Here is an 11,441-nt window from a genome sequence, read left to right on the forward strand (position 1 = left end):
GGACGCTTTGTCCAGCCTGGGCCGATGCGCGTTCCCCGAGCTCAGGCGTGCGCGCCCACCGTGACCGGGCCGAGGGTCAGGCGCGGCCGGCCCTCCAGGATCTCTCCCACCCGTTCCACCTGCTCGTCGAGCTCGCCGCGCTGGGCGGCGGTCAGGCCGGACAGCAGTTCCACCGTGACGTCGATCCGGCTGCCGGAGCGCCGCTGGTGCCAGACCCCGCGCACCTCGCCGTCCACCAGCAGCACGGGGAAGGTGCCCGCCTGCCCCCCGGACAGCGCCCGCTGCCAGGCCGGACCGGGGTAGAGCAGCTCGCGCGGCCGGCCCGCGATCAGGTAGGCGTCGAAGTACGGCAGCAGGCGCACGCCGCGCGGCGGCTCGTCCGGCACCGTCGTGTCCCCCGCCAGCACCCGGGCCGGACGCCCGTCGAACGACACCTCCTCGGTCTCCACCGTCGCGAACGCCTCGGCCGCCCACCGCACCGTCGCGCCGACCCACTGGGCGAACTGCGCCGGGGTGGCCGGCCCGTACGCGGCCAGGTAGGCCCTGACCAGGCCGGCCCGAGCGTCCGGCGGCACGGGCGCGGCCGGCGCGGCGCGGTAGGTGACCTTGCGCCCTCTGACCGGCCCGAACACGAACGCCCCGCGGTGCGCCGCGGTGTGCATCGCCTGCCGCCAGCGCGGCCACATGCCCTGGAACGCGGGCATGACCAGGTCGCCCGCCCACGGCCCGGTGGCCGCCACGACCGCGTCGCTCAGCTCGTCGATCGTCATGTCGGCCCCGGCCAGCACGTCGCGGACGGCCTGGACGACCTGGTCGGTCTGCTCCGCCGTCAGCCGGACGCCCTCGGCCCCGCCGGGCCCCGGGGGCAGCGACGACAGGGCGCCCAGCCACATGGGCAGGTCGTCCGCCGGCAGCAGGTGCACGGTTCCGCGCGGCCCGTGCGTCTTGACCAGGGTCCCCTCGTCCCACAACGCCTCGCGCACGTGGGCGCGGGTGACGCCGTCGAGCCGCAGGCCGATCGAGAGCTCGGCCGCCGACATGACCTGGGCGTGCGCCCCGCACATGGCGGCCACGACGGCGGCCTGGCCCTTGTCGGCGGCGGGGGCGGCCAGGTGCGCCCGCTCCAGACGGCGCGCGCTGACCTGCGGCCACGACAGTTCGATCACGAATTCCTCCTCGGTGCGTTCGCCCTCACCGTAGAGGGACAGGCGGAAAGGTTCGTTCCGCTACGGCGGGTGTCACCCCGGCGATCCGCCCACGGTGCCGGCGCGGGGGCCGGTCAGCTGAGATCGCCGGCCTTGCCGAGCAGGTAGCGCTGCTCGACCTGGTTCGCGGTCAGGCCGGCGGCCTGACGGTAGAGCGCGGCGGCCCGCGCGGTGTCGCCGGTCATCTGGAGCAGGTGGGCGCGGACCGCGTGCTCACGTTGCCTGGTGAGCGGGTGCCGGTCCAGGTGGTGGCGGCGGTTGAGGTCGTCCAGGAGCGCCAGGCCGCGGGCCGGTCCGTAGGCGTGGGCCACCGCCACCACCCGGCTGAGCTGGACCGGCGCGGTGGGAGTGAGCCGTTCGAGCCACACGTACAGCATGGCGATCTGGGCCCAGTCGGTCCGGTCGGGCGCGGCGGCCGCGGAGTGCACGGCGGCGATCGCGGCCTGGAGCTGGTAGGGGCCCGTCCGGCCGCGGTTCCAGACGCCGTCGATGAGCGCGGTGCCCTCGGCGATCAGGTCGCGGTCCCACCGGGTGCGGTCCTGCTCGTCCAGGGGGACCAGGTCGCCGCCGTCCGTACGGGCTGCGCGCCTGGACTCGGTGAGCAGCATCAGCGCCAGCAGGCCGGTCACCTCGGCGTCGTCGCCGAGCGCGGCGTGCAGCATGCGGGTCAGCCGGATGGCCTCGCGGGTCAGGTCGACCCGGGCGAGCCGGTCGCCGGCGGTGGCGGTGTAGCCCTCGTTGAAGATCAGATAGAGCACCCGCATCACAGCGCTCACGCGGCTGTCGCGGTCGGCGTCGGTGGGCGGTGTGAAGCGGGCTCCGGCGCGGGCCAGCCGTTGTTTGGCGCGGCTGATCCGGGCGCCCATGGTGGGCTCGGTCGTGCCGTGGGCGTGCGCGATCTCGGCGGTGGTCAGGCCGCCGACCGCGCGCAGCGTGAGCGCCACCTGGGAGGTGGGGTCGAGCGCGGGATGGCAGCACAGCAGCAGCAGGGTCAGGCTGTCGTCGCTCTCGGCCGCGGGGTTCGCCCGGCGCCCGGGTTCCTGCATGGCCAGGTCGGCCACTCCGGCCCGCAGCTCGCGGCGGTGGCGGGCCTGGTCGGAGCGGAGCAGGTCCACCATGCGCCGGTATCCGACGCGGATCAGCCAGCTGCGCGGGTTCTCCGGGACGCCCTCGACCGGCCAGGTACGCCCGGCGGTCAGCAGCGCCTCCTGCACCGCGTCCTCGGCGATGTCGAACCGGCCGAAGCGGCGGACCAGCGCGCCGAGCACCTGCGGCGCCTCCGTGCGCAGCAGGTGCTCCAGCTCGCGGTTCACGCCCCGAAGTCCGCACCCATGATCGGGCGGATCTCGATCGGTTCGCCGAGCGCCTCGACGATGCGCGCGGCGATCTCGACGGCCCGTTCCTTGCCGGTCACGTCGATCACGGCGAAGCTGGCCAGGACCTCCTTGAGCTCGGCGAAGGGACCGTCGGTGGCGACCACCTTGTCACCGTCGCGGTGGACGGTGGTGCTGACCGCCGGGTGTCCCAGGCCCTCGCTGCCGACGAACTCGCCGGAGGCGATCAGCTCCTGCTCCAGCTTCTGGTAGGTCGCGAAGGCGGCCAGCGCCTCCTCGGAGGGGACGTCGGCGGTGGCGGCGTCCCACGCGGCGGCCGGGGTGTAGCCGAGCAGCAGGTATTTCATGGTGAATCCCTTGATCGTGGCAGCCGATTCTACGTTCGCCTCAGGCGGCACGCCGCAGCGACACCGCGAGGACGGTCGTCCAGGTGAAGGCGACCAGGCCGTTCACGGCGATCTGGACGCTCATGCGGTCGGGCGACATCGGCACGAGGAGCACCAGCGCGGCGACGGCGCTCAGCACGGCGCCCGGCACGGCGGGCGGCGCCGACCGGCGGCGGGCGCACCGGACGCTCATCACGACGGCCGCGACGGCCAGCGCGGTGAAGGCCACGGCGGCGGCGGCGGAGTGCGCGATGCCGTGCCAGGACATCTGCGCGACCGGTCCCTCAGGGGTCCCCGCCGGGAAGCCCTTCTCGGGGTCCATGGTGAAGACCCCGGCCGCCACCAGCCCCGCGCCGAACACGCCCACCAGGATCGGCAGCGCCCGCCGCCCGATCCCTTCGGTGAGCGTGCGCCTGACGCCGACGGCCAGCGCCAGCGCCCCCGTCCCCGCGAGGACGAAGGTGAGGATCTGGATCCACCCCAGGTCGCCGGTGGACAGCTGGCTGATGGGGTGCCGGGTGATGTCGAAGCCCTCACGGGTGAGCATCTGCGTGGTCGCCGAGGCGAAGAAGATCGGCCCGGCCAGCGCCCCGGCCAGCAGCAGGCGTCCGGACGTCCGGGCGCTCCTGCGGACGGGGACGCCGGTGGCGGTGGTGGTGGTCATGAACGTCCTCCTTTGTCGGTGGGTTTCCCGCTCGCTACCTCGGACCCGGATCGGCCTTCTTGACGCCGATCGAGTGTGATTCACGTCACAGCGATCTCGTGTCAAAGCCCGGCAGGGGGCTCCGAGGTACCGGTGAAACAACCCACAGAGGAGGACGACATGATCGAGACCCAGCAGCCCAGCCCCGACCTGAAGGCCCTGGACCGGCTGGTCGGCACCTGGAAGGTAACCGGCGGCGCCGAGGGGACCGTGCGCTACGAGTGGCTGCCCGGACGGTTCTTCCTCGTCCAGCACGTCGAGCTCACCCAGTTCGGCGAGCCGGTCACCGGCATCGAGGTGATCGGCAACCTGCGCCCGTTCGGCGAGCCGACCGGGGCGGACGTGGTGTCCCGCTACTACGACTCGGCGGGCAACACCTTCGACTACGTCTACGAGCTGGACGGCGACCGGCTGACCATCTGGGCCGGGGCCAAGGGCGGCCCGGCCTACTACGCGGGCACCTTCGACGCCGAGGGCACCATGCTCACCGGCGAGTGGGTCTACCCCGGCGGCGGCGGGTACGCCTCCACCTCGACGCGCGTCTGACGCCCGGCCGGGGAAGCCCACGGTGGCGGCGAGCCGTCCTGAACGGCCCGCCGCCGCCTTCCGCCCGCGTGGCTGCTCGTCGGCCATCGCGGGCGCTCGCGCGGTCAGCGCCTCGGACGCCGCGGGCAACCTGCTCAGGCACGACCGGAGAGATCCGATCATCTGGGGGACAAAACGCGATTTTCGGTGCACCACGAGCCTTCTGGAGTGAATTGGTCGGATGAAACGTGACCTTGGCGTGATCGCCTTCGTCTGAGGGGTTGGCCACAATGAGGGCCATCCCCCGACTGGAGGCCCTTGTGCGCCATGGCAAGCCCTGGCGGCTGCTCCTCGCGGCGACTCTCGCCGCGACCGGACTGACCGCTCTCTCCCCCGCCTCCGCCCAGGCGGCCGGCACCGTCTTCCACGTCTCCCCCGACGGCGACGACGGCGCCGCCGGCACCGAGGCGGCGCCGTTCCGTACGATCGAGCGGGCCCAGCGCGCTGTGCGCGCGGTCCTGCCCACCGCGGCCGAGCCGCCCCGGGTACGGGTCCGCGGCGGCGTCTACCACCTCGCCGAGCCCCTCACCTTCACCCCCGCCGACTCCGGGGCCGTCTACGAGGCGGCCGCCGGCGAGCAGGTCGTGCTCAGCGGCGGACGCCGGCTGACCCCCGCCTGGACCCCGTACCAGGGTGCGACCCTGGTGGCCGACATCGGCGCGGGCCTCGACTTCGACGAGCTCTTCCTCGACGGCACCCGGCAGGTCCTGGCCCGCTACCCCAACGTCGATCCCAAGGAGGCCGTGCTCGACGGGTACGCCGCCGACGCGATCTCGCCCGAACGGGTGGCCCGCTGGAAGAACCCCACGACCGCGCTGGTCCGCGGGCTGCACCAGGGCGAATGGGGTGGGAACTCCTTCAGGGTGACCGGCGTCGGCGACGGCGGCGTCCCGATCCTGAAGTGGGTCGGCGACAACAACCGGGGCGACGGCCTGCATCCGCAGAAGCGCATGGTCGAGAACGTCCTGGAGGAGCTGGACGCCCCCGGCGAGTGGTTCTACGACAAGGACGCCGGCCGCCTCTACCTCCAGCCGCCCGCGGGTCTCGACCCGGCCAAGGCCCGCGTCGAGACCGCCGAGCGCGAGGAGCTCGTGCGGGTCGTCGGCGACTCGCCCTCCGCGCCGGTGCGCGACCTCACCTTCACCGGGTTCACCTTCACCCAGACCCACCGCACGCTGTTCAGCCGCCCGTACGAGAAACTGCAGCTCGGCGACTGGGCCATCGTCCGCGCCGGCGCGGTCTACCTGCGCGACACCCAGCGGGTCGCCATCCGCGACGCCCGGTTCGACCAGGTCGGCGGCAACGCCGTCTTCATGGACGGGTACGCCGAAGGCAACGTCGTCTCCGGCGGCGAGTTCCGCGAGTCAGGGGCCAGCGACGTCGCGGTCATCGGCTCTCCGGCGGCCGTCCGCGAGCCGTCCACCTGGGACGACATGCGGCGCACGATCACCGACACCACGCCGGGCCCGAAGACCGAGGACTACCCGCGCGACATCACCATCAGCGGCAACCACATGACCCGCAACGGCCGGTTCGAGAAGCAGAGCTCGGGCGTGCAGATCTCGATGAGCCGCCGGGTGACGGTGTCCGGCAACACCGTGCACGACGGCCCGCGCGCCTGCGTCGACATCAACGACGGCACCTGGGGCGGCCACGTCATCGAGGACAACGACATCTTCGACTGCGTGAAGGAGACCTCCGACCACGGGCCGATCAACAGCTGGGGCCGCGACCGCTTCTGGCCGCTGACCGCCGGGGACGCCCAGAAGAAGGCGTACGCCAAGCTCGACGCGATGGAGACGACGAAGATCCGGCACAACCGGATCCGGCACTCCTCCCACTGGGACGTCGACCTCGACGACGGCTCCTCCAACTACGAGGTCACCGGGAACCTGCTGCTCAACGGCGGGGTGAAGCTGCGCGAGGGCTTCTTCAGGACCGTGCGCGGCAACATCTTCGTCAACGGCGGCGGCCACTTCCACGTCTCCTACGCGAGCAACGGCGACGTCGTCGAGAAGAACATCTTCGTCACCGACGACCCCTACGACTTCATCCAGAGCGACCCGTCCACCTCCGGCACCGTCTACGACGACAACCTGTTCTGGAACAACGGCAAGCCGGTCGCCGACATCACCGCCGCCTGGCGGGCCCGCGGGCTGGACACCCGCTCGGTGGTCGCCGACCCGCTGTTCGAGGGGCAGAGCCCGTACGCCGACCCGGCCAAGCTCGACTACACGCTCAAGGCCGGCTCCCCCGCCCTCGCGCTGGGCTTCCAGCCGTTCCCGATGACCGGGTTCGGCAAGCCCGGCTCGCCCACGCCGCCGCCGCTCACCTGGCGTGAGCCCGAGACCGGCATGACGATCGGCAACCTGGCCGAGCCGCTCATGGGCGCGACGGCCACCGAGGTCCACAGCGACGAGGTGAAGTCCTCGGTCGGGCTCACCGACTACGACGGCCTGTTCCTGGCCGCCGTCCCGGCCGGGTCCCACGCCCACGGGCAGGGGCTGCGCACCGGCGACGTGATCAGGGAGATCGCGGGGACCAAGGTCACCGGCCGCGACAGCTTCTGGAAGGTCTACAACCGCACGCCCGCCGGGCGTCCGGTGCCGCTGAAGGTCTGGCGCGCGCAGGCGCTGACCGAGCTGAGCCTGACCAAGGCGTACGGAGTGGAGACCATCGACAACGTCTCCGGCGTCACCTACACCGGCGAGGGCTGGGACTGGAAGAACGACCGGCGCGGCGGCGGCGGCTCGACCCTCGACGACCTGCACGCCACCCAGACCGACGGCGACTCCTTCGAGCTGGCCTTCCACGGCACCGGCGTGGAGTACATCGCCCAGGTCAACTCCGACGAGGGCAAGGTCGACCTCTACCTGGACGGCAAGCTCGACACCACCATCGACAACAGCAACCCGACCCGCGAGTACCAGAAGGTCGTCTACACCAGGACCGGGCTGCCGCCCGGCCCGCACACGCTCAAGGGCGTCAAGAAGGACGGCTCGTACTTCATCGTGGACGGCTTCAAGATCCACTCCGCCCCCGCGAACGAGGACGGCGAGCCGCCGGTGACCACCGCGTCCGGGGTGCCCGCCGGCTGGTCGGAGGGGCCCGTGGACGTGGTCCTGACCGCCGCCGACGCGGGCTCCGGCGTGGCGCGCACCGAGTACCGGCTCGGCGACGGCTCCTGGCAGCCCTACACGGCCCCCGTCCGGGTGGACCGCGAAGGGGAGAGCGTGCTGGCCTTCCGCAGCGCCGACCAGGCCGGCAACGTCGAGGAGCCGAAGTCGGTCACCGTCCGGATCGACGCGACGGCCCCCACCCTGACCGTCACGCCGGACCCCGCCCGGCTGTGGCCGCCGAACCGCAGGCTGGTGCCGGTGGAGGTGGCGCTGAAGGCGTCCGACGCCGGGCCCGTCACCGTCACCCTGGTCTCGATCACCAGCTCCCAGGGCAACGCCCGGGACGACGTGCGCGAGGCCGCCACCGGCACCGCCGACACGTCCTTCGCCCTGCGCGCCGAGCGGGACGGCGGCCAGGACCGGGTCTACACGATCACGTACCGGGCGATGGACCGCGCGGGCAACGCCACCGAGACCCGCGCCCAGGTCACCGTGGGACGCGCCGGTCAGTGAACGGACGAACCGGCTCCTTCGAGCCGGTTCGTCCGACTTCCGCCGTCATGCGCATGGCGGGCTTCCTGTCAGGGCAGGACCCCGCCATGACGTCTGCGCGAGGCTTCGGCGGCGGGTCCGGGATATTCCGCCGCAAACCGGTAGAACAGATCGCCACCGAGCACGAGGGCGAGCTCAACCGCGTGCTCGGGCTCTGGCAGCTCACCGCGATCGGGGTGGGCGGCATCATCGGCGCCGGCATCTTCGCGCTGGCCGGCGCCGTCGCCAACCAGACCGCCGGGCCCGCCGTGGTGATCTCCTTCCTGATCGCCGGCATCGCCAGCGCCGCCGCCGCGTTCTCCTACGCGGAGTTCACCGGCATGATCCCGAAGGCCGGATCGGCGTACACGTACGGCTACGCGGTGCTCGGCGAGATCGTCGGCTGGTTCATCGGCTGGGACCTGCTGCTGGAGTACACCGCCATCGTCGCGGTCGTGGCGATCGGCATCTCGGGCTACTTCGGCTTCCTCCTCGGCCAGTTCGGCATCGACCTGCCCGCCTGGATGCTCGGCGCGCCGGGCACCGGGCCCGGACACGTCGTGGACCTGTTCGCGGCGATCCTGTGCCTGTTCATCGCGTTCCTGCTCAACCTCGGCATGCGGTCGGCCGCCCGGTTCGAGACGTTCGTCGTCGCGATCAAGGTCGCGGTGGTGCTGCTGGTCATCGTGGTCGGCTTCTTCTACATCAAGACCGCCAACTACACGCCGTTCTTCCCCTACGGGTTCGGCGGGGCGGTGACGGGCGCGGCCACCGTGTTCTTCGCGGTCTTCGGCTACGACGCCATGAGCACGGCGGCCGAGGAGTCGAAGGACGCCCAGCGGCACATGCCCAAGGCCATCCTCTACTCCCTGGCCATCTCGATGGTCCTGTACGTGCTGGCCTGCCTCGTGCTCACCGGCATGCAGAACTACCAGGACATCGACCCCGAGAGCGGCTTCTCCTCGGCGTTCGCCTCCGTCGGGCTGTCCGGGCTGGCCAGCGTCATCGCGGTCGGCGCCATCGTCGGCATCCTGACCGTCATGTTCACGTTCATGCTGGGCGTCACCCGCGTGTGGTTCGCGATGAGCCGGGACGGGCTGCTGCCCTCCTGGTTCGCCAAGCTCCACCCCGTACGGCACGTGCCGTCCAGGGTGACCTGGATCGTCGGCGCCGGCTCCGCGCTCATCGCCGGGTTCCTGCCGATCAGGGAGGCGGCGGAGCTGACCAACATCGGCATCCTGCTGGCCTTCGTGGTGGTCTGCGCGGCGGTGATCGTGCTCCGCTACCGGCGTCCCGACCTGCCGCGCGGCTTCCGCATGCCGGGCATGCCGGTGGTGCCGGCGATCGGGGTGCTCTTCTCCCTCTGGCTGATCACGTTCCTGGAGCCGCTGACCTGGCTCAGGTTCGTCGTGTGGTTCCTGATCGGGCTGGTGATCTACTTCGCCTACGGGCGCCGCCACTCGGCGCTGAACCGCCGCGACTGACGTCCGGCGGCGGATTCAGTTCGTGTCCTGGTAGACCTTGGGGCCGATCGCCTTGTACGCGGCCTTGGAGGCGTCCTTGAGCCACGGCCGGGTGCTGGTGGAGTTGGCGCGGTTGGTGTAGAGGGCCATGGTGTGCAGCAGGTAGCGGTGGGTGTACCCGACCCATCCCCAGGTCTGGGCCCTGCTCCAGCTCGTCGAGTGGCACAGCCCGGAGCCGGGGCCCTTCCTGGGGCAGACGATCCCCCAGGCGTCGGCGTAGGCGTCGTCGAGCCGCGCGTACGCGGTGTCGGCCCGGCCGTCGTTCTTCAGCGGCACGACCCACACCGAGACCATGATGCGCTTGTTCCCGGGGGCCCCGGGGTTCACGTACGAGCCCTTGACCATCTTGGAGCAGCGCGCCTTGCGCAGGACCGAGCGGACGTTGGCCGCGTGGTAGGCGTCCGGGCACTTGTCCACGCCGCTCGACCGGAGGGTGTAGCGCACGCCCTTGGCCGTGGTGAAGGAGCTGGGAAGCAGGGCGCTCGGCGTGAGCGGGATCGGGTCGGTGTCCTGGCGGTCGAGGTCACCCGGATCGAACGGCTCCTCGGTGGGCGGTTCGAGCGTGGGCGTCTCAGTGGGCGTCTCAGTGGGCGTCTCAGTGGGCGTCTCGGTGGGCTGTTCGCTGGGCCACGGGGTGCCCGAGGACGGCGACGGTGTGGGGACGACCGCGTCCGGCGAGCCGGAGGACGCCGCGGTCAGCCTGCTGTCCTCGCGCTCCGGGCCGAGATCCTTCACCACCGAGACCACGAACACCGCGGCCGCCACGGCGAGCACCACACCGACCACTCCCACGCCGGCCCCCAGACCGACCTTCATCCCCGTACTGAGCCCACCGCCGGACGGGGACGGCCCCCCGGCCCCGGGAAAAGGCGGCCTCGAAGGCCCCTGCGGCGGCAGCGAGGGTGACGCCGGCGGCAGGAACGGTGGCCCCTGCGGCGGTGCCGGTGGCAGCAGCGAAGGTGACGGCGGCGGTGGTGATGGCGATGGCGCCAGTGGAGGTGACGGCGGCGGTGGTGGCAGGAGCGGGGACGGTGCGTGGGTGGGCGCGGTCGTGGCCGACGAGGCGGCCTGCCGCAGCTCCTGCGCCCACCGCTCCGGACGCGGCCGCTCGTCCGCGGGCCCGTGGAGCGCCGCCGCCGCGAGGTCGGCCGCCGCGGGGGCGACCGCGGCCAGCCGGCCGGGGTCCGTGGAGGTCCGGTCGCGGGCCAGGAGCCGTACGGCCAGCAGCGCGAACCTGTAGGCGTCACCCTGCGGCGTGCCCTCGGGCTCGTCGGCGGGGATCTCCCACCCGGACGTGTGCACCTGGGGTAACGCCGCCGCCCCGGCGAGCCGCATCGCGTCGCAGCCGATGAGGAAGCACTCCGGGGAGCCCTCCGTGGCGAACAGCAGGTGCTCGGGCGACAGACCGCCGACGACGATGTCCATCGTGTGCAGGCGGGCGAGCGTGTCGGCCAGGTCGGCCAGCAGCAGCAGACGATCGCGATCGCCGACCCGCCGGCCGATGCCGCCGCCATGGACGCCGCCATGGGCGGGGGCGTGAGCGCCGACGTGGGCATGGGCGTGGGCGTCGTCGTCGAGAAGGAGCTCCATCGTGGCCGGGCGGCGCTCGGTTCCCGACGGCGTTCGCAGGTCGAAGGAGAACCGGCGGGGCACCGACCGCATGAGGAAGCCACGGACCGCGCCGCCGGACACGACGATCTCGGCGGGCCAGGCCGCCTTGTCGCACAACCAGGCCGCGTCCCATCCGGGCAGCCGGCCGATCAGCCCGGCCATCTCGGTGAGGACGCCCGCGTCGAGGCCGGGCAGGACGTCGGGGTCGTACTCCTTGTAGACGACCTCGAACTGGCCGTTGATCCGGCGGCCGGGCACCTCGTGGACCATGCCCCGCCCGTCCGGCCCGAGACGCCGTCCGAGGACGAGGTCCGCCCGGTCGGCGCCGCTCGCGGGACCGCTCGTCGGGCCGGTGCTGCCCGGGTCGCCGATGCCCGAGTCGCTCGTCGAGTCGCTCATCGGGCCGCGTCCCTCGGCCACAGGGCCGGCTCGGACCCCGGGCGC

General features: G+C 72.5%; 8 protein-coding genes. 3 read left to right on the forward strand and 5 right to left on the reverse strand.

Annotation, left to right across the window (positions count from 1 at the left end):
* Positions 1–41: 41 nt before the first annotated feature.
* The 4 genes from ACIBQ6_RS46775 to ACIBQ6_RS46790 form a co-directional block, all read right to left on the reverse strand.
* The gene (locus ACIBQ6_RS46775) at positions 42–1,166 is read right to left on the reverse strand and encodes a winged helix DNA-binding domain-containing protein (protein WP_358299494.1); all 1,125 of its coding nucleotides are present in this window, start codon (positions 1,164–1,166) and stop codon (positions 42–44) included.
* A 113-nt stretch (positions 1,167–1,279) separates the two neighbouring features.
* On the reverse strand, positions 1,280–2,518 hold the full coding sequence (locus ACIBQ6_RS46780; RefSeq protein ID WP_397219112.1) for an RNA polymerase sigma factor: 1,239 nt from the start codon (positions 2,516–2,518) through the stop codon (positions 1,280–1,282).
* Positions 2,515–2,886: a YciI family protein gene (locus ACIBQ6_RS46785; RefSeq protein ID WP_358299488.1), complete on the reverse strand. Its 372-nt coding sequence runs from the start codon at positions 2,884–2,886 to the stop codon at positions 2,515–2,517. The genes ACIBQ6_RS46780 and ACIBQ6_RS46785 overlap by 4 nt, the downstream gene beginning before the upstream one ends.
* A gap of 40 nt (positions 2,887–2,926) precedes the next feature.
* Positions 2,927–3,589: a DUF998 domain-containing protein gene (locus tag ACIBQ6_RS46790; RefSeq protein ID WP_397219113.1), complete on the reverse strand. Its 663-nt coding sequence runs from the start codon at positions 3,587–3,589 to the stop codon at positions 2,927–2,929.
* A 159-nt stretch (positions 3,590–3,748) separates the two neighbouring features.
* Here ACIBQ6_RS46790 and ACIBQ6_RS46795 point away from each other — a divergent pair, with 159 nt between their 5' ends.
* From ACIBQ6_RS46795 to ACIBQ6_RS46805, 3 genes are all read left to right on the forward strand, one after another.
* The gene (locus ACIBQ6_RS46795) at positions 3,749–4,174 is read left to right on the forward strand and encodes a hypothetical protein (protein ID WP_397219114.1); all 426 of its coding nucleotides are present in this window, start codon (positions 3,749–3,751) and stop codon (positions 4,172–4,174) included.
* Positions 4,175–4,473: 299 nt separating this feature from the next.
* On the forward strand, positions 4,474–7,845 hold the full coding sequence (locus ACIBQ6_RS46800) for an OmpL47-type beta-barrel domain-containing protein (protein WP_397219115.1): 3,372 nt from the start codon (positions 4,474–4,476) through the stop codon (positions 7,843–7,845).
* Between the two features lie 86 nt (positions 7,846–7,931).
* Positions 7,932–9,347 carry an amino acid permease gene (locus ACIBQ6_RS46805; RefSeq protein ID WP_397219116.1) on the forward strand — a complete coding sequence of 472 codons (1,416 nt, stop codon included), beginning with the start codon at positions 7,932–7,934 and terminating at the stop codon, positions 9,345–9,347.
* Positions 9,348–9,362: 15 nt separating this feature from the next.
* Here ACIBQ6_RS46805 and ACIBQ6_RS46810 read toward each other — a convergent pair whose 3' ends face one another.
* The gene (locus ACIBQ6_RS46810; protein WP_397219117.1) at positions 9,363–11,396 is read right to left on the reverse strand and encodes a hypothetical protein; all 2,034 of its coding nucleotides are present in this window, start codon (positions 11,394–11,396) and stop codon (positions 9,363–9,365) included.
* Positions 11,397–11,441: the final 45 nt, after the last annotated feature.

It is taken from the genome of Nonomuraea sp. NPDC049655 (genome assembly GCF_044465465.1).
In the GTDB taxonomy this organism is placed as follows: Bacteria; Actinomycetota; Actinomycetes; order Streptosporangiales; family Streptosporangiaceae; genus Nonomuraea.